This window comes from Microbulbifer donghaiensis (assembly GCF_900129095.1).
Taxonomy (GTDB): domain Bacteria; phylum Pseudomonadota; class Gammaproteobacteria; order Pseudomonadales; family Cellvibrionaceae; genus Microbulbifer; species Microbulbifer donghaiensis.
The window spans coordinates 336,377-359,810 of sequence record NZ_FQVA01000002.1 but is presented as its reverse complement, the minus strand read 5'-3'; the positions used below and the strand labels follow the sequence as shown (position 1 = coordinate 359,810).

At 59.5% G+C, this 23,434-nt stretch carries 21 protein-coding genes; 6 read left to right on the top strand and 15 right to left on the bottom strand.

Features of this window, described 5'->3' with window-relative positions; translation table 11 throughout:
- Positions 1-358 precede the first annotated feature (358 nt).
- Positions 359-1,429, top strand: coding sequence for a branched-chain amino acid aminotransferase (locus BUC36_RS11850; protein WP_073275527.1), 1,071 nt, complete (start codon positions 359-361; stop codon positions 1,427-1,429).
- Positions 1,430-1,748: 319 nt separating this feature from the next.
- On the top strand, positions 1,749-2,345 hold the full coding sequence (locus tag BUC36_RS11845; RefSeq protein WP_073275367.1) for a Yip1 family protein: 597 nt from the start codon (positions 1,749-1,751) through the stop codon (positions 2,343-2,345).
- 71 nt (positions 2,346-2,416) lie between these two features.
- Here BUC36_RS11845 and BUC36_RS11840 read toward each other — a convergent pair whose 3' ends face one another.
- Positions 2,417-2,902, bottom strand: coding sequence for a hypothetical protein (locus tag BUC36_RS11840; RefSeq protein WP_073275365.1), 486 nt, complete (start codon positions 2,900-2,902; stop codon positions 2,417-2,419).
- 223 nt (positions 2,903-3,125) lie between these two features.
- Between BUC36_RS11840 and BUC36_RS11835 the strand changes: the two genes are divergently transcribed.
- Together BUC36_RS11835 and BUC36_RS11830 are read left to right on the top strand one after the other, a co-directional pair.
- Positions 3,126-4,427 (top strand): parallel beta-helix domain-containing protein, encoded by a 1,302-nt coding sequence (locus BUC36_RS11835; RefSeq protein ID WP_073275363.1) that lies wholly within the window; start codon positions 3,126-3,128, stop codon positions 4,425-4,427.
- Positions 4,420-5,577 carry an SO2930 family diheme c-type cytochrome gene (locus tag BUC36_RS11830; protein WP_073275361.1) on the top strand — a complete coding sequence of 386 codons (1,158 nt, stop codon included), beginning with the start codon at positions 4,420-4,422 and terminating at the stop codon, positions 5,575-5,577. Before BUC36_RS11835 ends, BUC36_RS11830 begins: the two co-directional genes overlap by 8 nt.
- Positions 5,578-5,685: 108 nt before the next feature.
- Here BUC36_RS11830 and BUC36_RS11825 read toward each other — a convergent pair whose 3' ends face one another.
- The 9 genes from BUC36_RS11825 to rsxA all read right to left on the bottom strand — a co-directional run bounded on the left by BUC36_RS11825 (position 5,686) and on the right by rsxA (position 17,277).
- A complete protein-coding gene (locus tag BUC36_RS11825; protein WP_084535950.1) occupies positions 5,686-8,031 on the bottom strand; it encodes an MltF family protein in 2,346 nt (781 codons plus the stop codon).
- Positions 8,032-8,067: 36 nt separating this feature from the next.
- Positions 8,068-10,386 (bottom strand): MltF family protein, encoded by a 2,319-nt coding sequence (locus tag BUC36_RS11820; protein WP_073275357.1) that lies wholly within the window; start codon positions 10,384-10,386, stop codon positions 8,068-8,070.
- 127 nt (positions 10,387-10,513) lie between these two features.
- Positions 10,514-11,221, bottom strand: coding sequence for a TetR/AcrR family transcriptional regulator (locus BUC36_RS11815; RefSeq protein WP_073275355.1), 708 nt, complete (start codon positions 11,219-11,221; stop codon positions 10,514-10,516).
- Between the two features lie 198 nt (positions 11,222-11,419).
- A complete protein-coding gene (locus BUC36_RS11810; protein ID WP_073275353.1) occupies positions 11,420-12,133 on the bottom strand; it encodes an electron transport complex subunit E in 714 nt (237 codons plus the stop codon).
- Positions 12,133-12,837 (bottom strand): electron transport complex subunit RsxG, encoded by a 705-nt coding sequence (gene rsxG / locus BUC36_RS11805; RefSeq protein WP_073275351.1) that lies wholly within the window; start codon positions 12,835-12,837, stop codon positions 12,133-12,135. Before rsxG ends, BUC36_RS11810 begins: the two co-directional genes overlap by 1 nt.
- On the bottom strand, positions 12,837-13,889 hold the full coding sequence (rsxD, locus tag BUC36_RS11800) for an electron transport complex subunit RsxD (protein ID WP_073275349.1): 1,053 nt from the start codon (positions 13,887-13,889) through the stop codon (positions 12,837-12,839). Before rsxD ends, rsxG begins: the two co-directional genes overlap by 1 nt.
- Positions 13,889-15,964 (bottom strand): electron transport complex subunit RsxC, encoded by a 2,076-nt coding sequence (rsxC, locus tag BUC36_RS11795; protein WP_073275525.1) that lies wholly within the window; start codon positions 15,962-15,964, stop codon positions 13,889-13,891. Before rsxC ends, rsxD begins: the two co-directional genes overlap by 1 nt.
- A gap of 86 nt (positions 15,965-16,050) precedes the next feature.
- Entirely contained in the window at positions 16,051-16,692 is a 642-nt protein-coding gene (gene rsxB, locus BUC36_RS11790) for an electron transport complex subunit RsxB (protein WP_073275347.1), read from the bottom strand.
- 9 nt (positions 16,693-16,701) lie between these two features.
- Positions 16,702-17,277, bottom strand: coding sequence for an electron transport complex subunit RsxA (gene rsxA / locus BUC36_RS11785; RefSeq protein WP_073275345.1), 576 nt, complete (start codon positions 17,275-17,277; stop codon positions 16,702-16,704).
- A 242-nt stretch (positions 17,278-17,519) separates the two neighbouring features.
- Between rsxA and BUC36_RS11780 the strand changes: the two genes are divergently transcribed.
- Positions 17,520-18,380 carry a GNAT family N-acetyltransferase gene (locus tag BUC36_RS11780; RefSeq protein WP_073275343.1) on the top strand — a complete coding sequence of 287 codons (861 nt, stop codon included), beginning with the start codon at positions 17,520-17,522 and terminating at the stop codon, positions 18,378-18,380.
- A gap of 229 nt (positions 18,381-18,609) precedes the next feature.
- Entirely contained in the window at positions 18,610-19,488 is an 879-nt protein-coding gene (yghU, locus tag BUC36_RS11775) for a glutathione-dependent disulfide-bond oxidoreductase (protein WP_073275341.1), read from the top strand.
- A gap of 162 nt (positions 19,489-19,650) precedes the next feature.
- On the opposite strand, the gene BUC36_RS11770 is transcribed toward yghU, so the two are convergent.
- The 5 genes from BUC36_RS11770 to BUC36_RS11750 form a co-directional block, all read right to left on the bottom strand.
- Positions 19,651-20,841, bottom strand: coding sequence for a GNAT family N-acetyltransferase (locus BUC36_RS11770; protein WP_159436015.1), 1,191 nt, complete (start codon positions 20,839-20,841; stop codon positions 19,651-19,653).
- A 298-nt stretch (positions 20,842-21,139) separates the two neighbouring features.
- Positions 21,140-22,024, bottom strand: coding sequence for an NAD-dependent protein deacetylase (locus tag BUC36_RS11765; protein ID WP_143186967.1), 885 nt, complete (start codon positions 22,022-22,024; stop codon positions 21,140-21,142).
- 113 nt (positions 22,025-22,137) lie between these two features.
- Entirely contained in the window at positions 22,138-22,332 is a 195-nt protein-coding gene (locus tag BUC36_RS11760; protein ID WP_073275335.1) for a hypothetical protein, read from the bottom strand.
- Between the two features lie 25 nt (positions 22,333-22,357).
- A complete protein-coding gene (locus BUC36_RS11755; protein WP_073275333.1) occupies positions 22,358-22,846 on the bottom strand; it encodes a hypothetical protein in 489 nt (162 codons plus the stop codon).
- A 35-nt stretch (positions 22,847-22,881) separates the two neighbouring features.
- Entirely contained in the window at positions 22,882-23,130 is a 249-nt protein-coding gene (locus tag BUC36_RS11750; RefSeq protein ID WP_073275331.1) for a hypothetical protein, read from the bottom strand.
- Positions 23,131-23,434 lie beyond the last annotated feature (304 nt).

Sequence of the window (23,434 nt, the reverse complement as noted above, 5' to 3'; positions counted from 1 at the left end):
TTTGTGAACGGGTGCAGCTCCACCATCTGGGTTTAGCAGCGTTGCGGAATCCGGAGGGGCGTGCGGAGGACTGATCGGAAAAGTAAGTGCCAAAAGTTTGCGGGGCGGCGGAAAAATATGACGGTTGAGCTAAAAATAGTCACTCCAGCAGTGAGAAGGTGGCAAAAGCTTTTATCAGCGGTTGTCGCGCATTCCAGAGTGCTGGAGCGCCGCGATACTGCAAGTTGGGATTTTCATCCTAATAATTTGTATATTTTGTCTTTCTGATTGCGCCCAGTGTGGTTCGGGCAGGCCGTGTATTTGGATTGATGCGCGGCAAGCGCCATAATCAGCGCATCGGAATGAGAGGAGAGTGCCGGTGAGCGTTTATATTGATCCTGCCGTGGCGACCAGCCTGCGCGGATTTGAAATGCCCGAGAAGTTGGGCTTTGGTTCTGTTATGGCGCCCGTTATGTTTCGCGCCGTTTGCCAGGACGGTTGCTGGAGCAGTGGTGAGCTGGTTCCCTACGCGCCTTTGTCGCTGGATCCCGCGGCAAAGGTACTGCACTACGCCCAGTCCTGTTTCGAGGGGATGAAGGCCTACCGTACGCCGGAACGCGGTATTAGCCTTTTCCGGCCGGAACGTAATGCGGCGCGCCTGGCGCATTCGGCCGAGCGCCTGTGTATGCCGCCCGTGCCGGAAGCCCTGTTTATGGAGGGGGTGCGCACAGTGACGGCTTACTGTGCGAATCTGGTGCCGGCGACCAGCGGTGAGTCGCTGTACTTGCGACCTTTCCTGATCGGCACTCAGGCGGACCTGACGGTTTCTGCCAGTACGTCCTACGAGTTTTATGTGATTGCCAGCCCGTCCGAAGCCTATCACGCGGGCAATATGCGTGTGTGGGTTGAGCGCGAAGATTCCCGCGCGGCGGTGGGCGGTACCGGCGATGCCAAGGTCGGGGGTAACTATGCGGCCTCACTGCTCAGCATCGCGCGACTCAAAAAACGTGGCTACGACCAGTCCCTGTGGCTGAACCCGGGCAACCGCCAAACGGTGGATGAACTCTCGGGTATGAATTTCTTCACGGTGATGGGGGGCGAGCTGCACACTCCGGCGCTGAATGGCTCCATCCTGGAGGGTGTCACGCGGGATTCTGTGATCGATTTGGCGCGTGACCTCGGTTTCACAGTCCATGAGCGTGCGATCGACATCGATGAGCTGCTCCGACAGGTCGCGGATGGCACCTGCGAAGAGGCTTTCGCCTGTGGCACAGCCGCCATTATCAGTTCGATCAGCGTATTCGGAGATGGCGGCGAAAGCTATGCGGTGGCCAAGGCTCCTGGCCTTGTTGCCGAACGCTTGCGCCAGGCGCTGCTGGATATCCAGGAAGGGCGCGGCGAAGACCGTTTCGGCTGGATGCATCCGATAGAGCCGATCAGCGTCGACTGATCGATGATTTTGCGGGGGCGGTCACAAGGCTGTTTCTGTCCCCGCAGCACTTCAAGGCGGCTTCCGGGTTGATCGGTAGCAACCTCCCTTCAGTAAATGTTCCCAGTAGAAACATTCATGTAATCTTTGCCGCCAATCTGTCTGCGGTCGTTGACTTGAACGACGGAAATACCTACAACTGAGTCGACACAATAAAAAAAGAACTGGAACTTAGGGAATGACCTTTTAGCGGTATTCCTCATTTTGACAAGCAGTTCCCAGATCAAATTGAGCAACTAGGTCTCGCCCATGGTTCCTTGCAGTGAGTGAGGAAAACGGGATGTTGATCCATATGTTCGGACTGTTGCTACAGCCGCGCCGGCAGTGGCAGCTCATCGGAAACCTTTCGGAGAAAAATCTCCGACGGCAAATCCCCTATGTCATAGTGCTGGCCCTGTTGCCGGCCCTGGCCTGGTATTTTGGCACCACCAAGGTGGGCTGGAGTATTGGTGGCGGTGAGCCGGTACGAATTACCAGTGAAAGTGCCCTGGAGCTTGTGGCGGTGTTCTACTGCACCATGGTGCTGGCGGTCGTGGCGATAGGTTACTTCATTCACTGGATGGCACAGACCTACGGCGCCAAGACCTATCCGATGAAGGGGATGGTGATCGCCGGTTTTACCGCAACGCCCATTTTTATCGCCGGTGCCGCCGGTTTCTATCCGCTGTTATGGCTGGATATTCTGCTGGCTACTCTGGCTGTCGCCTACGCGGTTTACCTCCTGTATATCGGTATTCCCATCGTCATGGGGGTGTCGGAGGAGCGCGGCTTCCTGTTCGCGAGTGCGATAGTGACCGTGTCACTGGTGGTGGCGGTGCTGGTGATGGTGGGAACCGTACTCTTCTGGAGTTATATCTCTGCGCCGGTATTCCACTGAAGCCAATCGCGGATCCGGATAAATGAAAGGGCGGCCATTGGTCGCCCTTTCTGTATTCCCGCGGGCTACCTTTAAGGCAAATAGCGATATTCCAGCTGGTAGCCATTGGCCAATTGCAGTTGCTGCGCCGAAGCTCTCCTCCTGTCCAGCTCAATCTCGTAGACCGCTTTCACAACCTGCCGCGGCTCGGTATCGATGCAGTGGATGCTCATTGCGGCAATCGTCTGATCTTCGCTGATCACTGAGTGCTCAACGATCTGCAGGCGCAGGCTGTCGCCCTTGGCGTAGAGTTGGTAGCCGGGGCCACTGGCCAGCTTAAGGCGGTATTTCATTGCACCCCAGGGGCCATCACAGCGAATCGCCTGGTATTCCCTTGGGGGTGTTTCGCCCGGAATAGCCCCGGAGTCAAAGGACTCGAAATTTTCATCGAGTACCTGTTCGGCTCGGTAACTGTGGCCATCGGGGGTGACTATTTCCAGTTCCAGGGTTTCCATTGCCTGGGTGCCGATACTCAGGCCGCTGGTCAGGGCCAATAGCAGGGCGCGATTTTTCATCATTTGGCAGCTCATCCTGGCTACTTGAGCCTGACACTACAGGGGGACGCCGCGTCCGGCAAGAGGGATCCTGTCCCAAAAGTACCTTGCTGGGCTTTGACCGATTGGATAGTATCGGTCCCGCTGACTGGCGGCCGTTTTTTGCGCAATCAAATTGGTACAATCGTACTTATTAGAGTCATGGCGCGCTGTCACGCGGAATAATTCGAATAAAAGGAAAACAAGCATGAAGACCGCAGCGTATGTAGGCGTGGCGCTGGCTGCTGTAATGGCCGCAGCCTGTTCCCCGGAGAAGAAAGAGAGCCAGGTCGATCAAGCCCAGGCAAGCGCATCCGCCGACTTCCAGAAGAATCTGCTCAAGCAACTGATCTCGGCACAGCCCGGTGACGTCATCGAGTTACCGGCTGGCAAGTTCCAGCTCAACCGCAGCCTGTCCCTGAACGTGGACGGTGTGACTATTCGCGGTGCCGGCATGGACAAGACAATCCTGTCCTTCAAGGACCAGATTCAGGGGGCCGAGGGCCTGCTGGTCAACGCGAGTGATTTCATCATTGAAAATCTGGCGATCGAGGACACCATCGGTGACGCCCTCAAGGTCAATGAGGGTGAGAACATCATCATTCGCAATATCCGCGTGGAGTGGACCAACGGCCCCTCTACGGAAAACGGTGCCTATGGTATCTACCCGGTACAAACCAAAAACACCCTGGTGGAAGGCACTGTGGCGATCGGCGCATCCGATGCCGGTATTTACGTCGGCCAGTCGCGCAATGTGATCGTGCGCAACAACCGTGCGGAGTTCAATGTTGCCGGTATCGAGATTGAAAACACCATCGGCGCGGACGTGTACGACAACGTGGCCACCAACAATACCGGCGGCATCCTGGTGTTCAACATGCCCAACCTGCCGCAGCCGGGCCACAGCACCCGCGTCTACAACAACAAGATTTTCCAGAACAACACCGAAAACTTTGGCCATGAAGGCACGCCGGTGGCCGCAGTTCCGGCGGGCTCCGGGGTGGTGATCAACTCCAATGACAATGTGGAAATCTTTAATAACGAGATTTCCGATAACGACACCGCCAATGTGATCGTCAGCAGTTATTACATGGCCGGCTATTACAGTGACAAGTCGACCCAGGAAGCTTTCGATCCTTACCCTGAAGGCATCTATATCTATGGCAACCAGTTCACCGGCGGCGGCAGCTCTCCCGATCACCTGGAGCTGAAAGCGCTGAAACTGGCCAAATATGGTCTCGGTGGCAGCCTGCCGGACATCCTGTGGGATGGCGTGGTAGATGCAAAGAAAATGGTGGACGGCCAGGTTCCGGAGGGGCTGAAGTTGTGTATCGATAATGGTGATGCCGGCATCATCAACGTCGATGCGTCCAACGACTTCAAGAATATCTCCACCGATATCACTCCGCACAAATGCAGCCTGAAGAAATTGCCGCAGATTGTGCTGGAATTCGATCAGCCGGCTAGCGCAGAAGATGAAGTAGCTCAAGTAGAGGCGGCCGATGCGTAAACGCTTTTTACCCGGTTGGTTGGGGGGCGCGGTGCTGGCCCCAATTTTCGCAGCCGTGCTAAGCGGCTGTGATGCACCAAGACAACAGGTTACCGTTTACGAACGCGACGCCGTTCCGGAGCGCCTGAGTGATTGGCATGTCGTGGAAGTGATTGATGGAGCGCTGACGCCCAACAGTGGTGTTACCCCGTACGATCTGAATACCGCACTGTTTACCGATTACGCCCACAAGCTTCGTACTGTGTGGATGCCGGCTGGAAGTTCTGCCAAATACGGTAACGAGCGTTTCGATTATCCGGTCGGCACGGTGCTCAGCAAGACCTTTTACTATCCAAAGGACGCCAGCGGCGCTGTGGTACGCACCGACGATTACAGCAGTGACTATATCGAGGGCAGGGCCGGCGAAGTCCTGGACCTGGAAAACGTGCGTCTGATCGAAACCCGCATCCTGGTTAAGCGGGCCGACGGCTGGCAGGCGCTGCCCTATGTCTGGAATGCCGAGCAGACGGACGCAACACTGGAGATTGCCGGCGATGCCAGCCGCCTGCAGTTAGTGGATGCGAGTGGTGAAAGTGCGGCTTTTACCTACGTGGTCCCCGACGCAAACCAGTGCGCGGGTTGTCACGCCGACAATCACACGCAGAAAGCGATAATGCCGCTGGGGCCGCGGGCGCGTCACCTGAACAAGGACTACGCCTATGCCACCGGTGTTCAGAATCAGCTGCTGCACTGGCAGCAGATCGGCTACCTGAGTGAACTGCCGGAGTTCGATGGAATACCGCACAACGCAGATTATTCCGATACGAGCCTGTCGTTGGAAGAGCGGGCACGCGCATATCTGGACATCAACTGCGGACACTGTCACAACCCCGCAGGTGCCGCGGATACGTCCGGACTGATGCTGGCCCACAGCGAGCAGGACCGGCGCCGCCTGGGACTGTGTAAGCCGCCGGTGGCCGCCGGTACTGGCAGTGGCAACCGCCTGTTCGCGATTGTTCCGGGTGCGCCGGACAAGTCGATCCTGAACTTCCGCATAGAGTCCACTGACCCCGGTGCGATGATGCCGGAGCTGGGACGCAGTCTGGTACACGAGGAGGGCACTGCGCTGTTGCGGGAGTGGGTTGCCTCAATGACGGGTAGCTGTTCCTGAAGGGCGCTGCCCGAGTCAGCATTTTTGCGCGATGGAATCTGATGGAAATAACGGTAGCTGGCAGGCGATCGAGCCTGTCAGCTGCCGTTTTTTCTTTTTGGCTGACAGTCAATTGAAGCGGTCGGGTACCAGTGAAGTCCGATCCGCAACAAATACTTCGGATATGCAGGCCTCCAGGTACTTTACTGCCCAGGGTGGCATGGCCGGACAACTTATCGATGCTGCCTGCTGCTGGCGCCGATAGGCGTCCAGCAATGCGACATAGGTGCGAAAGCGCGCCTCAATCTTGCGCACATAGTCGTAGGGTTCCCGGCCGCGCGCGTAGCCATAGCGTGCTTTTTTGTAGTATTTCCGCTCGGACAATAGCAGCATGGCTTTTTCGACATTGCCGAACCAGACCTTGCGATCCCAGCCCATTTCCTCCGCCAGGTCCTTGGCATCGTAAACATGACCGAGGCCGGCATTATAGGCGGCGAGCGTAAACCACATTTCGTTTTCCGGGCTGATACGTTCCCGATTGACAAATTTCTGATGTAGCCAGTCCAGGTATTTGAGGCCCGCCCGCACGCTGGTTTCCGGATCGAACAGGTTGGCTTCCCCTACTTGCTTGCCGGTGGCCGGCATCACCTGCATCAGGCCGCGCGCGCCGACCCAGGATTTGGCTTTGGGGTTGAAACTGCTCTCCTGAAACATCTGCGCGACGACCAGGCGCCAGTCGAAATCGTATTCTTCAGCATATTTCTGCACCAGTTCGTCATAGGGTGAAATGTTGCCGTTGACGGAAAGCTTCCTGATCTCGGGGCGTACATGCTTGGGGGAATCAAAGTACTTGGTATAGAGTTGCGCTAGCAATTTCTTTGTCTTGGGTTTTCTCAGAAACTTATTGACGGCCGCAACCAGTTCCGGATTGGACTTGCGCATCATCCACGCGTGCTCATGCTCGTCGTCCAGGTCCAGTGCTATCTGGATGTCTGTGCGCCAGGTGAGCTCCATATCCACGGTCAGATCGTCGGCAAAGGTCAGGTCGTATTCCCCCTCGCCGATCTTGTCGATGATGTGCTGGATATCCATGGTTTCCGGAACCAGTTCGATTTTGAGCTCGGGGACCTTCTTTTGAATCTCCTGTAGCAGGTCGTAGTGGCTGCTGCTCTCGCGCAGATAGACGGTATGGCCGGCCAAGGCCTGCAGATCGGGAATGTCGACCCCCTTGCGCGATACGACAACGACCCTCGCCCGGTGGGTAGGCTCGGAAAACTTCATACCCTGCTGTTGGCGCCTGAAGGTGATAGCCAGCAGGTTCGCAGCGATATCGGCCTTGCCTTCCTGCAGCATTTCAATGAAATCGTCGTGCTCGGGTGCCACAATCACTTCCAGGCGCACACCGATATCTTTGGCAAAGGCCTCCGCCAGCTCGAATTCGTAACCCAGTACGCGCCCTTTCCACATGAAATAGCTGCCGACGTTATTGCGGGTGGCGATCCGCAGCAGGTCGCGAGCCTGAATGTTTGGCAGGTCCTCCGTCATACGCTTGGTCGTTCGCGTGAGTTGAACGTGACGGATTTTGTCGTTGATCGTCTTGAGTAGCTCGGGGGAGTCGGGGCGCACCGCCCAGGAGAGAAACTGGTCTTTCTTGTAAATCACGTTTTTTTGCAGGTCTTGGCGAAACTGCAGTACCTGATCCAATATCACCTCGTCGATGATGGTGAAATCGTGTCTGCCCAGAGCGACATCCACAGCGAGATCGACATAGTTTCTGTCTACGACCTCGAGTTTCAAGCCCGGGTAATCTTCTACCAGTTCGCGGGCCTTGCTTTCGTAAGTTGTCCCTTCAGTGACGATCAGGGTTTTGCCAGAGAGGTCTGAACTCGCGGTTACCTTGTCGGCATCGGCGGCGGACACCAGCACCAGATCGGTGACGTCATGGGGCTCGGAAAAACTCAGTTGCTGTTCTCGTTCCGGCGTGCGCGTCAGGTGGTTGGCGATAAGATCGCCCTTGCCGGCGAGGAGTTGCGGAATCAACTCATCAAAGTCGTCGACATAGAGCACTATCGGTTCGAGCTTCAGTGTTCGCGCCAGTCGTTTGGCCAGCTCGATTTCGATGTCTTGTCGGGTTGCGGCACGGTGCAGGGATTCCGTGGTGCTGGTGTCCACGAGAATGCGTAATTTGCCGTGCTTGCGAATGGCCTTCAGGTCGCCGGTTTCGGTGTAGTTGTTATAGAGATCGATAGGGTATTCACCCTGTATTTCCGGAGCCCAGTCCAGAGGTTTGTCTCTCGTGTCCCGCTTCTGTTCCTCGCGGCTGTCCGCCGTGCCGGGTCTCTCTTGGGACTGGCTGGTCGCGCCCGGCTCCGGGGAGGGCGCGGGCTTTTCCGGGGAACCCCGATCGCCGCAGGCGGTGACAAGCAGAACAATCGCCAGCAAGGGCCACAGTAATCGTGTCAGCGGGATTTGCATGAACAGGACTCAGCGGAAACTTTCGCAGACATTATTTCAGTCTAGCCGACGCCAACTCGCTGCTGCTTCGCTGCCTGCCGACAGGGTTTTCGCGTGGCTCTGAATTCTGTATGAGAAGAGTGGAGAGAGAAGGTCGCGCTCGGGAAAGATCGAAGCGCCGGGAGCGCGCCGAGTTACCTGCTGTTGCCGGTCGTGTGCGTCCAGCAGGCTGACAAAGTGCCGAAAACGGTTCTCTATCTTGCGGACATAGTCGAAAGGCTCCTGACCGCGGGCATAACCGTAGCGGGCGCGCTTGTAATAGATTGGCTCGGCGAGAAGCAGCATGGCTTTCTCGACGTTGTCGAACCAGGTGTCGCGATCCCAGCCTTTCTGTTCGGCAAGGTCCTGTGCATCGAATACATGACCGAGACCAGCGTTGTATGCGGCAAGGGTAAACCACATGCTGTTCTCAGGGTTTAAGCCCCGATTGACGAACTTGCCGTGCAACCAGTCGAGATATTTGATTCCGGCCCTGATGCTGGTGCGCGGGTCGAATAAGTCCGATTCACCGACCTGCTTGCCGGTATCCGGCATTACCTGCATCAGGCCCTGGGCACCGACCCAGGACTTGGCCTTCGGGTCGAAGCCGCTCTCCTGAAACATCTGCGCGACGACCAGCCGCCAGTCGAAGCCAAACTGCTCGGCGTAGTTACGCACCAGATCATCAAATGGAGAGATGTTGCCCTTCTTGCTCAGTTGCGTGATTTCCTCGCGCGTGCGTTTGGGGCGATCAAAATATCGGGTATAAAGCGTTGGCAGCACATCGCCGACTTTGCGCTTGGCAAAGAAGCCGTTGATTGACTCGAGCAGTTGGGGGTTGCTGTCGCGCAGCATCCAGGAGTAACTGCTTTTCTCGTCCGGCAGCTCCAGGGGGAACGCGATATCATCGCGCCAGGCTCTTTCTATTTTGTAGGACACTTCGTCGGCAATGGTGAGGTCGTATTTCCCTTCGCCAACGCGATCGATGATCTGTTGGATATCGAGTTCCTCGGGCGCCAGTTCTATCTGCAGTTGTGGCACCGTTTTTTGCAGGCGCAGGGCCGTATCGTAATGGCTGCCGGACTTGCGGACATAGACAGTGCGGCCGGCCAGTTCACCGACGGATGCGATGGTGTCATCCCGGCGCGCGATTATGCCCGTCGGCGTGTCGATATATGAGCTGGAGAAGGCCATGCCTTTTTGCCGGCGGCGTTCAGTATCAGAAAGCAGGCTTGCGGCAATATCGGCGTCGCCGTTTTGCAGTGCGCGCACAAAGTCGTCGTGGCGTTCCGCGACGATGATTTCGAGGCGCACACCGAGTTTGTTGGCATATTTTTCCAGCAGACTGAACTCGAAGCCGAGAATCTGGCCCTTCCACATGAAATAGGTGCCGGGGTGGTTGCGGGTCACGGCGCGCAGTACACCGCGCTGCTGGATGGCGTCCAGGTCGCCGGTTGATCGTCGGCTGGGGCGAGTCAGGCGGATATGGCGCACGGCGTCGTCGACTGCCCCGAGCAACTGCGGTGAGTTCTGACGGATCGCCCAGGCCAATTCGTACTTTTCGGGAAAAATGCGGTTGGCCTTCAGGTCGTCGCGAAACTGCTGGGTCAATTCCAGCAGCAGCTCATCGACGATGGTGAAGTCGGTCTTGCCGTTAGCGACGTCGACAAGGATGTCCATATAGTTCTGGTCGCTGATGTCGAGCTGCAGCCCAGGATGCTGTCGGGCAAAAGCCTGGGCGCGCTCCACAAATTTTGTCCCTGCGGTTACCGTCAGCGTTTTGCCCGCGAGGTTGTCGCTGTCACCCACTGCGGGCGTCGCTTTCCCCGACACCAGCATAAGTTGGATTTCTGCACTCGGTGCGGAGAACTCGACTTGCTCGCGCCGCCCCTCAGTTACGATCAGGTTGTTGGCGATCAGGTCGCCCTTGCCGGCGTTGAGCTGTGGGATCAGGTCGGCAAACTGAGCGACCTGCAGCACCGTCAGCTCGAGTCCGAGCTTCTGCGCCATCAATCGCGCCTGGGCGATTTCGACGTCCTGTTGCGTTGCCGCACGTTTGAGCATACTGGAGCGACCGGGATCTACCAGCAGGCGGAGGCGGCCGCGCTTCTGGATCCGCTCCAGGTCGCCGGTTTCGGTGTAGTTGTCAAAGAGCTCGATCGGGTATTCGCCCTGGATTTGCGGTGCCCAGCCGAGCGTGTCGCTGTCTTTCTTTGCGGTCTTCGCCGATTCTGTGGTTTCTGTGGTATCGCGCGCCGCCCGCTCACACGCAAGCGCAGCGAGGCATAGCAGTGTGAGCAGGGTGCAGTGAACGACACGGCAAAGTAGCGTACCCATGGAGTCCTAGCGCGAAGAGCTTGCGGGTTTCTATTGAGGTTAGCCTGCACTCGGGAGCCGTACCGCAGGGAAAGAGACTGTGGGGGGAGGGGGTGCCGGCGCGGAAGAAACCTGCGCCGGACAGCGGTCAGCTCTGTGGAGCCATCTCGGTAACGGTGACCGTTGCCGGAATCAGGCCCCGGATCATCATGGTTACGGTGCGCTCGAGTAGGGGGGAGTCCAGTGCTATGGCGCCACTGAGAATCTGGTATTCCAGGTTGAGAATGGTGCCGTGAACAATCTGCGCTGCCGCCTGGGCATCTGGCAGGTCGAGCAGCTTGAAAAACTCCCCGATCACCGACTCGGTGGCCTGGTTGGCCATGCGGATGGCGCGGGTCAGCTGCTCGTTGCGCAGGGCCTCGTTGCGGAAGGCCAGCTCAATCAGTCGGCGGTCGCGGTCTCCGGCCTGGGCGCGCACATGGGTGAGAATGAAGCGGGTGAGTTGCTGGATCAGCTGCTTGCGGCCCTCACCAGAGGCGCGCTCCTCCGCCTGCAGGCTGCGCACAGCGGCAAAGCTGTCTTCCTGCAACTGGCGGGTTTCTTCGAGGCCCTGCTCGACAAAGTAGGTAAATGAGTCGCTGATCAGGTCGCTCAGATCCTTGAAATAGTAGGTGGTGGCGGCCAGCGGCACGCTGGCTTCGCGGGCCACGGCGCGGTGGCGGATACCGCGGATACCCTCTTTGACGATCAGTCGCAGGGTGGCCTCGAGAATGGCTTTGCGGCGCTGGCGGCTGTCGGCGCGCTGGGCGCGGCGGCCGTGGTAAACAAGTTCAGACTTTCCATTGTCCACAGTCATAGCGATTTCCTTGTTTTTATTGTTCGTTGCCGATGTGAATCCTGATCGGGCGTCCCATTCTAGCGAAACAATCGGAAATGGCTACCGCCGCAATGTCGAATGTAGTGCCAATGCCATTACAGTGTCTTACAGGGTGGATGTGGAGCGAGTGATCTGCGGCAGCAGCGTTCGGCCACTGCCGCCAGAGGAGGCTCTTGGTCAGGTTATTTTGCCGGTAACACGCACCCGCTTGGTGCCCGGCACTACCTTGATCTGCTGGCTGCGACGGCGTTCTATGCCTGCGTCGATGGCGTTCTTGGCCGCGATCAGCAGTCCGGCTACCAGGAAAGCCCCGGGCGGCAATACCGCCACCAGAAAGCCGGGATAGTTCCCGCCCAGCACCGGGATGGCCCAGTCTTTTGCCATCGGTCCCAGCAGCAGGTCCATGTCTGCGAACAGCGTGCCCTGGCCGAGGATCTCGCGCACGGCGCCGATAACGATCAGCACGGCGGTAAAGCCGGCTCCCATCATGAAGCCGTCTACCAGTGATGGCAGTACCGGGTTCTTGCTGGCGAAGGCGTCGGCGCGGCCGAGAATGGCGCAGTTGGTCACGATCAGGGGGATGAAAATACCCAGCACGAGGTAAAGCTCGTAAGTGAAGGCCTTCATCAGCAGCTCGACGCAGGTCACGAAGGTGGCGATGATCATCACGGAAACCGGCAGGCGCACGGTGTCCGGCATCTGGTGACGCACGAGGGACACCGCCAGGTTGGAGCAGGCCAGTACGCCGGTGGTGGCGAGGCCCAGACCAATGGCATTGACCACCGATCCGGTCACTGCCAGCAGAGGGCACAGGCCCAGTAACTGCACCAGTGCCGGGTTGTTGTTCCACAGGCCATTGCGGGTGATTTCCCCGTAGCCAGGACTAGCCATCAGTTCTTCTCCGAGTCGGGTTCCGCCGCTTCGGGCTCGGCGCCCCCGGGCTGCTCCACTTCCACGGCGCGCTTGGACACCGGCGCGCTGTAAATCTGTTCGTGATGCTTGGCGACGAACTCCAGTACCTGGCGCACCTCGTTTACTACCGCGCGCGGGGTAATGGTTGCGCCGGTAAACTGGTCAAAGTCGCCGCCGTCCTTCTGCACCTTCCACTGGGCTCCGGGCGGATCCTGCAGCGACCTGCCGTTAAACTGCAGCACCCAGTCGCTCTTCTTCAGGTCCACCTTGTCGCCGAGGCCGGGGGTTTCGCTGTGACTGGTCACGCGCACGCCGGCCACGGTGCCGTCGCGGTTCACACCGACCAGCAGCTTGATCGGGCCTGAGTAGCCATCGGGCGCCACCGCCGGGATGATCACCGCGGAGATGCGGCCATCCTCTTCCCGCGCCAGATTGATATCGCCACCGTCGTGCAAGCCCAGCTGGCCCCAGTAGGGCTTGGGCACCGGGTAGGTATCCACCAGCAGGTCATTGCTGTGCCGTTCCAGTGGAATGATCTCCAGCAGGGCCTTGGCCGATGCCGCGCGTATGGCGCGCTCTATCGGTTCGCGGGTGGTGATTTGGGTCACCGCCAGGGTGCCGGCGGTGACCAGGGCGAACAGCGTCAGCACTACCGCATTCGTCGCCATCGATTGCTTCAGCATCACTGCTCCTCCACGTCGGTGGCGTGGCGCGCTCGCTTGTGGCCGTAAGTCCGCGGCAATGTGTAATTGTCGATCGTCGGCGCGGCGAAGTTCATCAGCAGCACGGCAAACGCCACGGCATCCGGGTAGGCGCCCCAGGCGCGGATCACATAGGTCAGCAGGCCGACGCCGGCGCCGAAAATCAGTCGGCCTTTGTTGCTGGTGGCGCCACTGACCGGATCGGTAATGATGAAAAAGGCTCCGAGCATGGTGGCACCGGAAAACAGGTGCAGCGCGGGAGAGCCCTCGGACAGCGAGCTGCCGCTGTCGTAGAACAGCAGTGACATCAGGGTCAAGGCCACCAGCATGGCCACCGGCGCATGCCAGGTGATGATGCGCCGGTACAGCAGGAACAGGCCGCCGACCAGGAAGCCGATGCTGGCGGTCTCCCAGCCGAGTCCGGCGATGGTGCCCTTGTTGAGTACCGGCTCCAATTCGTAGAGGCGTGACAGCAGTACCGACTCGTTCAGGCGCACGATTTCCAGTGGCGTGGCGCGGGTAAAGCCATCCACGCTGAAGTTGCCGAATACCAGCGCGAAGGCCTCGCCGATACTGGGCGCGCCCTGGATGACTTCCGCCGGGCCGACCCAGCGGGTCATATCCACCGGGAAGCTGATCAGCAGCACCACGTAGCCGACCATGGCCGGATTGAACGGGTTATAGCCCATGCCGCCATAGAGGTGCTTGGCCAGCACTATGGCGATGGCGCTGCCGATCATTGGCAGCCACCAGGCGCAGTAGGGGGGCAGTGCGATTCCCAGCAGCAGCGCGGTTACCAGTGCGCTGTAGTCCCGCAGGTAGAAGCCGACCGGGCGGCCGCGCAGCTTCATCACCGCCGCTTCACAGGCCAGTGCGGTCACTGTGCACAGGGCGATATTGATCAGCACGCCGATGCCGAAATAGATCACCAGCGCCAGCACCCCGGGAATGGAGGCGGCCGCCACCTGCAGCATTACCTTGGCGGAGTCGTCGCCGGAGCGGGCGTGGGGGGAAGTGGCGCGCATCAGTGCCATTATTTTTCCCCACCCAGCTGCTGATTCTGCTCGCGCATCTTCTCTTCCAGTTTGCTCTGCATCTTTTCCTGTGCCGCCTCGAAGGCGCTGACGTTGCTGTCATTTTCTGCGCGGGCTTTTTCCAGTCGTGCCTCGGCCTTGGCCACGCGCGCTTTCAGCGCCTCGATATCGGCGGCCAGTTTGTCCGCATCAGTCATGCTGGCGCGGGCTGCGGCCGCGGCTTTGGCTTTCTCGATGGCCATCTGCGCCTTGGACTTCTCTTCCGGCGCTGCGACGGCGCCCTGCACCTCGACGGCATCCGCCGCCGCGGAGGGCTTGGCTTGCACCTGGTCCAGCTTCTGTCGCGCTTCCTGCAGTTTCAGCTCGGCCGCCTTGAGCTGTGCCGCCAGCTGGTCGCGCTGACTGCCCTCGGCCCCTTCCAGCTTGCCGCGCAGGCGCTCGACGCGGCCCTCGGCGCTGGTCAGCGAACGCTGGGCGCGGGCCAGCTGCTGCTGTGGATCTTCCTGGCGGGCCTTTACCCGCGCCAGGGCGGCGGCAACCATGTCGGCGTCCTGTCGCCCGGCAGTGGCCTGCGGCGATTCGGGGCTCTGTTCGCGCTGCTGGCGGGCCTGCTCGGCGGCCTTGCGCCGCGCTTCGCGCTTGGCTTCCTTGTCCTTTTCCGCCTTCTCGAGGCGCAGTTTGCGAAACTCGAAGCGGTCGCGGGCGCGGTCGGATTTTTCCTTTTCCGCCTCGGCGATGCGGATATCGCCCTTGGCGGCGCGGTAGTACTGCACCAGCGGAATGGTGCTGGGGCATACATAGGAACAGGCGCCGCACTCGATACAGTCGAACAGGTTATAGGCCTGCAGTTTCTCGCGATCCTCGACGCGCGCATACCAGTACAGCTGCTGCGGCAGCAATGAGGCCGGGCAGGCCTCGGCACAGAAGCCGCAGCGAATACAGGCCTTGGCCGGCGGCGAGGGCGGCAGCTCCTCCGCGGTGGGCACCAGAATGCAGTTGGTGGTCTTGATCACCGGGGCGTTTTCGTCGTCGATGGTGTAACCCATCATCGGGCCACCGATGATCACTTTCTGCATTCGCCCGCGATGGGCGCCGTGTTGCTGGAGAATATGGTGAATGGGGGTGCCGATCGGCACATCGATATTGCGGCTCCGCTCCAGCGCTTCGCCCACCACGGTGGTGACGCGGCTGATCAGCGGCTCGCCGAAGCGCACTGCGCGGTATACCGCGCGGGCGGTGCCCACGTTCTGGCAGACGATACCGACATTGGCGGGCAGGCCCTGGTTGGGTACCTCGCGCCCGGTAAGTATCTGGATCAGCTGCTTTTCGCCACCGGACGGGTACTTGGTCGGGAAGACGACGATATCGAAGCGGGTGTCCTTCGCCGCCTCGCGCATGGCCGCGATCGCCTCCGGCTTGTTGTCCTCGATGCCGATCAGCACCCGCTCCGGCTCGTCGAGGATATAGGCGAGTATTTTTACACCGGCAATGATCTCCGCGGCGCGTTCGCGCATCAGCATGTCGTCGGCGGTGATATAGGGTTCGCACTCGGTGCCGTTGACGATCAAGGTATCGATCTCGGCGCCGCCGTGGGGATCCAGTTTGACCGCGGTGGGAAAGCCGGCGCCGCCCATGCCGGCGATGCCGCATTCGCGGATCTTTTCCAGCAGTTCTACCGGCTCGAGCTGGCGGAAGTCCTCACAGGGCTCGAGTTCGCACCAGCGTTCCTCGCCGTCGGTGCGGATCACGATGCTGTCCGCCGGCATGCCGGAAGGGTGCGGCACCGCGCAGGGTTCGATGGCCACTACCTTGCCGGAGCTGGGTGCGTGCACAGGGCAGCTGATCAGGCCGTCCGCCTCGGCGATCTTCTGGCCTTTCATCACATAGTCGCCGAGATTTACCAGCGGCAGTGAGGTGGCGCCGGCTCCCTGCAGCAGCGGCACGACCAGGTCCTCCGCCAGTGCAATGGAGCCGATGGGTTCGCCGGTGGACTGGTGCTTGTTTTCCGGCGGGTGCACGCCACCGGGGAAGTCGTTCGGGCGCAGCTCGCGCGCCTTTTCACTGGCGATCAGCATCTGCTCACGGGCAGCGCGGCGCTCCTCGACTGACTGCCGGCGCTCTTCTCTTTGTTGTGTGGCGCTGACCTTTTCCTGTTCCGGGCTCAAGCTGCGTCCCTCTTATTGTTGCCGCCGCGGGCGCTATCACTGGTGATGGTCCCGCGCTGCGGCCTGTCGCTGGCGATCAGCTGCACGCCGTCGATGGGCTTATCCGGGTGCCAGTCTTGCAGGGAGGATTCCAGCGGCACCATATCGATACAGTCCACCGGGCAGGGCTCGACACACAGGTCGCAGCCGGTGCACTCGTCGACGATCACCGTATGCATATATTTGGCCGCACCGGCGATGGCATCCACCGGGCAGGCCTGGATGCACTTGGTACAGCCGATGCACTCGGCCTCGCGGATAAAGGCCACCTTTTTTACGTCTTCGACACCGTGCTCGGCGTCCAGCGGCATCGGCTCCATATCGAGCAGGTTGGCCAGCTCGTTGATCGTCGCCTGGCCGCCGGGCGGGCACTTGTTGATGGCATCGCCATGCACGATTGCCTCGGCGTAGGGGCGGCAGCCGGGGTAACCGCACTGGCCGCACTGGGTCTGCGGCAGCAGCGCATCCACCTGTTCTACCAGCGGATCGCCTTCCACCTTGAAGCGCACGGCGGCAAATCCCAGCAGCGCGCCAAAGGCCAGCGCCATACCGCCGAGAATCAGGAGTGGTGTGGAGATTTCGTTAAGCCAGTCCAGCATCGCGCAACCCTAAACCAGTCCGCTGAAGCCCATGAAGGCCAGCGACATCAGACCGGCAGTGATCATGCCGATCGCAGCGCCTTTGAACGGCACCGGTACATCCGCGGCGAAGAGTCGCTCGCGCATCGAGGAAAACAGGATCAACACCAGTGAGAAACCCACGGCGGCGCCAAAACCATAGAGGGTGGACTGCACGAAGGTGTGCGCCTTCATGGTGTTCTGCAGGGCGACGCCGAGCACCGCACAGTTGGTGGTGATCAGTGGCAGGAAGACGCCCAGGACCTTGTACATCAGCGGGCTGGTCTTCTCGATAAACATGCGCGCGAACTGCACCACCACGGCAATTACCAGGATGAAAGAGATGGTGCGCAGGTATTCGATACCGAATGGCTCCAGCAGGTAGGTGTTCACCAGATAGGAGCAGATGGACGCCAGCGTCAGTACGAAGGTGGTCGCCCCCGCCATGCCCACCGCAGTCTCCAGCTTGTTGGAAACCCCCATAAACGGGCACAGGCCGAGAAACTGCACCAACACATAGTTGTTGACCAGAATGGTACTGAGCAGGATGACGGCAAATTCGGTCATAGATAGTCCGGTTTGAATCGTGCGGCGGAGGTATTGCGAACCGAGGTCGGAAAGCCGTTCGGTGCCTAATCAGACTAGCACCGGGCCTCGAGCGACCGTGGAATGCCGCGCAGGGCCGGTATTATGGGGGAGTGCCGGGGTGCCTTCAACACGGGCGCCGAATTGGTGCGGTTCACTGCCGTCACTGCGACGACGACCATAATAAATGGGAGTTGTTAATTTGCGGCGGGAGGCGCTCTGATATGGCAACTTCCAGGTTCACCATCAGGCCCATGGAACCATCCGAACTGAACATCGCGCTGCAATGGGCCGCGCGGGAGGGGTGGAATCCGGGGCTGCACGATGCCGGCTGCTTCTATGCGGCGGATCCCCAGGGTTTCTTTCTCGGCCTGCTCGACGACCAGCCCGTTGGCTGTGTTTCCGCTGTGCGCTATGGCGAGGATTTCGGCTTTCTCGGCCTCTATATCGTCGATCCCGCGCACCGCGGTGAGGGTTATGGGGAGCAACTCGCCAGGGTGGCGATGGAGCATCTGGGGCAGCGAAACATGGGCCTCGATGGGGTGGTTGCCATGCAGGAAAGCTACCGCAAATCCGGCTTCATACTCGCCTACCGCAATATGCGCTACCTCGGGCTGACCGGACAGGCGGTCGGCGCGGCACCGGACACGCACGCGGTCGTGCCGCTGTCCTGGGTGCCCTTCGATAGCCTGGTGGCCTACGATCGGCAGTTGTTTCCCGGGCCGCGCGATGCCTTCCTGCGTGTCTGGATCAACCAGCCGGACTCGGTGGCGCTCGGGTGCGTCGAGGACGAACAGTTGCGCGGCTACGGGGTGCTGCGCACCTGCCAGGAAGGCTACAAGATAGGGCCGTTGTTCGCGGACAACTCCGACATTGCCGAGCGGCTCTATCAGGCGCTGACGGCCAGTGTGCCGACAGGTCGGCAGGTATTTCTGGACATTCCTGAATCGAATGCGCACGCCCTGGCACTGGTAGAGCGGCACAAGATGGAGATGGTGTTTGAGACTGCGCGCATGTATTCAGGCGAAGACCCGCAGCAGCCGATGGAAAGGATCTACGGTATCACCACGTTTGAGTTGGGGTGATCTAGCGCAGATCTCCGCAATTCTTTTCCAGTATTGAGCAATGACGGCGTTTGATGTTTCGCGATATGTTGCCACTCGCCGGTGACCCCGTGTCACCGCGGGCCTCAGGCCCGAACTGGTATAACTGGCTATTCCCTGTGGCAGTATTCGTATGTCAGTGGGCTGCATCGGCCGGTATATTCTGTTCGGTGCACACGGTCGGCCAAATACATCAAAGCGGAGTCAATGTATGACGGACAAAACCTACACCCCGCCCAGAGTCTGGACCTGGGACAAAGCCAGCGGCGGGCAGTTTGCGAATATCAATCGCCCCATCGCCGGCCCGACCCACGACAAGGCGCTTCCTGTGGGTAAGCACCCGCTGCAGCTGTATTCGCTGGGAACACCCAACGGGGTAAAGGTGACCATCATGCTGGAGGAGCTGCTGGCGCTGGGGCAGGATGGCGCCGAATACGATGCCTACCTGATCGATATCTCCGAGGGGCATCAGTTCAGCAGCGGTTTCGTCGACATCAACCCCAACTCCAAGATTCCGGCGCTGGTGGACCAGAGCATGCACCCGCCGATTCGGGTGTTCGAGTCCGGCTCCATCCTGCTCTACCTGGCAGAGAAATTCGGCGCCTTCCTGCCGCACACACCGGCGCAGCGCACGGAGACGCTGAACTGGCTGTTCTGGCAGATGGGTAGTACACCGTTTCTCGGCGGCGGTTTCGGCCATTTCTATGCCTATGCGCCGGAAAAATATGAGTACCCGATCGACCGCTATGCCATGGAGGTGAAGCGGCAGCTGGACGTGCTGGACCGGCAGTTGGCCGAGCACCAGTACATCGCCGGCCGTGAATACACCATTGCCGATATGGCGATCTGGCCCTGGTACGGCGCACTGGTCAAGAACAAGGTCTATGAGGCAGCCGAATTCCTCGAGGCGCACGCCTACAAAAATGTGGTGCGTTGGGCCGAAGAGATTGCCGAGCGACCCGCAGTGCAGCTCGGCCGCATGGTCAATCGCACCTGGGGCGAACCGAGTTCCCAGTTGCACGAGCGCCATCACGCCTCAGATTTCGAAACCCGCACCCAGGATAAGCTCGGCGATAGTGAAGATAGTTAATTGGGGTGATCGCCGGACGAGCGCTATTTGACGGCGGTGGATGCCCGCGATAAATGGCCCGTGGGATGCATGGGATCATCGAATCACACGGGGGCGCCGATGCAGGAGCGCGCAGTTGGCAACTTGTATTTTACCGCCGCAATTCGCGCCGCAACCGGCATGTCACTCCTTGCTCGATCGTAAGCGACGCACGGTTTTCCGTAAGTTCGCGACGCCGCTATCGAGTAAGGTCGCCGTCTTTGCTGCCGGTGTTGTTGCAAAAAAACAAAATGTTGCGACTTCCCGTCGCAGGGTGCCGTAGACTTTCTTGTAGTCGTAGTCCGGAACTCCAAGGTCGAACCAGCGAATGCCCGCCTGTTGAAATTGTTCGATCATCCTGCGGAGCAGATAGCCTCCGGGTGATACAGTGGCAAACTCCGGCAGGAAAGAAGTCGCAATTCCCGAATAGGTATTGCCCCACAGAGCGCCCACCGCGTAGGCCAGGGGTTTGCCATCGCCCACCAGCAGGTAGGCGCGCAGGCTGCCGTAATCTGCGTAAAGCCTGAGTTTTTCGCGCCACGATGCATCATTTTGCACACCGACACCCATAGCGTGCTGGTAGCTACACTCGCCGATTCGCGCCGCCGCAGAGATGAATTCCTTTACCTGGTCAGGAGCGTGGAATTCGCGCAGTTCCACCCGGTCAGCAAACAACTTGCACAGTTTGCGGTCCATGCGCCGAAAGGAGCCGCGTGTTTTTGCGGAATGAGAGACGATGGGGTGCCCGCGTTCGTCGGTCAGTTCAGTGAACCAGTGGCCTGCAACGTCGGGCTTGCCATCGCCGGGGAATCTCAGCCCGCCGTTCAGGATACGGCCAATTTCGCTATCCAGTGGCAAGTTGCAAATCGTAATGCAGTCGAATTCGCGGGATCTCAGGAGCCGGCGCAGATATGCCGCCTGGCGGCGGGCGGTTTCACGGGAGTGTGTTTCGAGCCCGCCGGTGGTGACCTCCAGCCGGCGCAGGCGCGGCATCGGGATGGGGATTTTGGCGAGCGATAGCCGGGATCGCCGGACACTGCGATGTCCGATCAATATGCCGTCGGGTAATCCATCTTTTTCCCACAGCACGATATGTGGCGTGTTGTGCCCCGGGCATTTGGGCAGGGAAGGTAGATAAAAATTCGCCGCGGCCTGTGCAACGCGGGGAGCGCCATTGTGGTCAGTTCGCTCCCAGGATTCGAGCAGTGTTCGCGCGCCGGTCACGCTGCGTTCGATAAGCGGATCTTGTGGTACGTCCAGGCGCGTTTCTTCGGGGCTATATACACGCGGCGAGGCTTGTCTGGTTGCTGTGCGTGTATCGTTGATCTCTTCCATTATGTCCATGTTACTCGGCGATGCAGATCTTATTGATGGGGCTGGAGATCGCACGGCTAGCAGGTGGTAATGCGGAGTCTCCGGCGCTTGGGACGATCAGGTTTATTAGCTATCTAGAAGGACGAAGCGCATATGCGCCGTGCGATCAGTCAGTAGATTTTGGTAAAAATCAGTTCTTGCGTGGCAAACCAAGTGCCAATTTTTTGTGGGCCGTACGGGGAGATGCTGTGCATGATGCCGTCTGACTCTGATGTGTGAGACGAGGTTTGGCGAGCGTTTTCGATGTGCTTTCGGCGCGCTACAGACGAGCCAGTGCAATGCGCAGTGTTTCGGCAATACGCGCATTTAGCTTGAGATCCAGGAGGTCGTCAGCCCGTGTGCGGCCCAGATTCAGCGCCGCCATCGGTTTGTGCCACTGCTGCGCATAACGGCAGAAGCGAAAGCCGGAATACACCATCAGTGACGAGCCAATAACCAGCAGCGCATCACTGGCCTGCAGCGCATCCAGCGCTTGCTGTACGCGGTCTTTGGGTACGTTATCGCCAAAGAAAACCACATCCGGCTTCAGGATGCCGCCGCAGTCTGGGCAGTCGGCGACGTGGAAATTGCTGAAATCCGCCTCCAGGTCGGCGTCGCCATCCGGCGCCGTGGCGGCCTGATATTGCTGAAAGGCTGGATTCAGTGAAAAACAGCGATCGTGCACTTCCTGGCGATCGCAGCGATAACCACAGGCCATGCACACAACCTGGTCGGCGCGTCCATGCAGGTCGAGCACCCGCTCACTGCCCGCACGCTGGTGGAGCCGGTCTACATTCTGGGTGACCAGCAGCTCCGTGTGCTGCCGTAGCTCCAGCTCCGCCAGATAGCGGTGGGCTGGATTGGGGCGGGAATTGCGAATCACCGGCCAGCCAATCAGGCTGCGTCCCCAATAGCGCTGGCGGGTTGCCGCACTTCCCATGAAATCCTGGTGCTGCACTGGCTGTTTGCGTTTCCAGGCGCCTTGTTGGTCGCGGTAGTCCGGAATGCCGGAGTCCGTACTGACACCGGCTCCGGTGAGAATCAGCAGGCGCGGATGGCGGTGGATAAATCCGGCGAGGCGTTCCGCAGCCTCTTCAACGGCCGTGGGGGCCTGCTGCGTGGGCGCTGGTGCCGACGTGGCCGGGATTGGGGTACTGGGAGTCATGGCAGTAGAACCTGTTGCTACGGCCATAACTTTAGCGGAGCCGGCGCTGGGGTCAAAGTGGCGGCTTTGGAGGGTGGTGTCCGTGCACGTGGAGGGCGATTACCACTGCCGGATTAAAATGCCCGCCAGGTCAGATAGTAGTGCCACAGACGTGAGGGGGCCGAGGTTTTAAGGATACGCTCGGCGACAAAACCCCCGACGAACGCCAGGCCAATAGCGGCCGGCAGCGGAATGGTCGGCACCTGCTGAAGAAAATCGCTTTTCTGTTGATTCAGCAATCGCTGCGCACAGCTGCGCTGCCGGTCCATGTCCCGGCTGCAGTTCTGAATACGTTTATTTAAAGCTCTCAAAGACATCACTCAATGCCTCTTTTGCCTGGTGCGCCTGTCGTTTGGTTTCGTCGAAGCCCAGCATCGAGCTCAACTTTCTCTGGTAGAGGAGAATCGCCGCCAGAACTGCAAGCTGTGTCAGAATAAAGACGAAAAATCCAATATAGACAGATTGCGACAGCCGATAGCCGATCAGGCCGACACCGCCACATAGGCTCAGCACGAATGTCACCGCCAGAGGCAACAGCAGCAGGTTTAAGGCGATGATCCGCTTGCTGGCCGCAATCGTGCGGCTGAATTCCAGTCGCATCAGTGCCTGGAAGTTTGTGAGCCAGGCGGAAAGCAGGGTCAGCGTGGCATCGGCGCGTGCCAGCGCACTGGGTTCCGAGTCATCTCCATCTTCAGGTGGCGAGCTGAATTGGTCCCGGCTGCGCGATTGCGCAGCCGGTTCCGGTGTCTCGTCTGAATGTTCGGGCTTTCTTGCGTTTGCCATTGATCAGGCTCCCCACAGCCATTGACTGATCGTTGCTACTTCAACAGTTTTGCGATCACCCAACCAACCGCGAAGGCGCAGCTAACACTCAGGACAGGATGCTGTCGAATTGAGGATTCCGCTCTTTCGGCCATATCAGTCGCGCGCTTCTTGTTTGTCTCCACGGAAGTTTTTGCACGCGCTTTAAGATTGTCTGCCGCATCGTGCGCAGCCTCACCGGCTAGGTGGTAGGCCTGTTTCAACTTTTCCTGGCTATTGCCATAGGGAGATTTTGCGGTCGCCATAAGACTCTCCTTACAAGCGATTGGATTGTCCCCATATCGTATAGTCGCGGCGGTCGATCACCACGATTCAAGTCAGATTTTGCAGACTTGTGGGTCACCGACTGGCCGGTACTGGAATGCCGGACATCTGATAGCGATGTGCGCGGAAAACTGTGGTCACCGTCTCCACCCAGTTTTATTGCCGGACGCGGACCAGTATGTATGCGAGTGGGGCAATCGCGAGCGCCCAGCCGAGGTGACTCATGCTATCCCTTTGAGCAAGGTGGCCGGTGAATTAGTTACAGCATATTCGAGGCGGTGCAGT

What these genes read in the sequence shown, in the direction of transcription:
- BUC36_RS11845 (WP_073275367.1), top strand. Translation starts at nt 1,749, where the DNA reads ATGTTGATCCATATGTTCGGACTGTTGCTACAGCCGCGCCGGCAGTGG.
- BUC36_RS11810 (WP_073275353.1), bottom strand. Translation starts at nt 12,133, where the DNA reads ATGGCTAGTCCTGGCTACGGGGAAATCACCCGCAATGGCCTGTGGAAC.
- BUC36_RS11815 (WP_073275355.1), bottom strand. Translation starts at nt 11,221, where the DNA reads ATGACTGTGGACAATGGAAAGTCTGAACTTGTTTACCACGGCCGCCGC.
- BUC36_RS11755 (WP_073275333.1), bottom strand. Translation starts at nt 22,846, where the DNA reads ATGGCAAACGCAAGAAAGCCCGAACATTCAGACGAGACACCGGAACCG.
- BUC36_RS11760 (WP_073275335.1), bottom strand. Translation starts at nt 22,332, where the DNA reads ATGGACCGGCAGCGCAGCTGTGCGCAGCGATTGCTGAATCAACAGAAA.
- rsxG (WP_073275351.1), bottom strand. Translation starts at nt 12,837, where the DNA reads ATGCTGAAGCAATCGATGGCGACGAATGCGGTAGTGCTGACGCTGTTC.
- BUC36_RS11825 (WP_084535950.1), bottom strand. Translation starts at nt 8,031, where the DNA reads ATGCAAATCCCGCTGACACGATTACTGTGGCCCTTGCTGGCGATTGTT.
- BUC36_RS11830 (WP_073275361.1), top strand. Translation starts at nt 4,420, where the DNA reads ATGCGTAAACGCTTTTTACCCGGTTGGTTGGGGGGCGCGGTGCTGGCC.
- rsxC (WP_073275525.1), bottom strand. Translation starts at nt 15,964, where the DNA reads ATGCTGATCGCCAGTGAAAAGGCGCGCGAGCTGCGCCCGAACGACTTC.
- BUC36_RS11770 (WP_159436015.1), bottom strand. Translation starts at nt 20,841, where the DNA reads ATGGAAGAGATCAACGATACACGCACAGCAACCAGACAAGCCTCGCCG.
- rsxA (WP_073275345.1), bottom strand. Translation starts at nt 17,277, where the DNA reads ATGACCGAATTTGCCGTCATCCTGCTCAGTACCATTCTGGTCAACAAC.
- BUC36_RS11840 (WP_073275365.1), bottom strand. Translation starts at nt 2,902, where the DNA reads ATGATGAAAAATCGCGCCCTGCTATTGGCCCTGACCAGCGGCCTGAGT.
- rsxB (WP_073275347.1), bottom strand. Translation starts at nt 16,692, where the DNA reads ATGCTGGACTGGCTTAACGAAATCTCCACACCACTCCTGATTCTCGGC.
- BUC36_RS11750 (WP_073275331.1), bottom strand. Translation starts at nt 23,130, where the DNA reads ATGGCGACCGCAAAATCTCCCTATGGCAATAGCCAGGAAAAGTTGAAA.
- BUC36_RS11835 (WP_073275363.1), top strand. Translation starts at nt 3,126, where the DNA reads ATGAAGACCGCAGCGTATGTAGGCGTGGCGCTGGCTGCTGTAATGGCC.
- BUC36_RS11820 (WP_073275357.1), bottom strand. Translation starts at nt 10,386, where the DNA reads ATGGGTACGCTACTTTGCCGTGTCGTTCACTGCACCCTGCTCACACTG.
- BUC36_RS11780 (WP_073275343.1), top strand. Translation starts at nt 17,520, where the DNA reads ATGGCAACTTCCAGGTTCACCATCAGGCCCATGGAACCATCCGAACTG.
- BUC36_RS11765 (WP_143186967.1), bottom strand. Translation starts at nt 22,024, where the DNA reads ATGACTCCCAGTACCCCAATCCCGGCCACGTCGGCACCAGCGCCCACG.
- yghU (WP_073275341.1), top strand. Translation starts at nt 18,610, where the DNA reads ATGACGGACAAAACCTACACCCCGCCCAGAGTCTGGACCTGGGACAAA.
- rsxD (WP_073275349.1), bottom strand. Translation starts at nt 13,889, where the DNA reads ATGGCACTGATGCGCGCCACTTCCCCCCACGCCCGCTCCGGCGACGAC.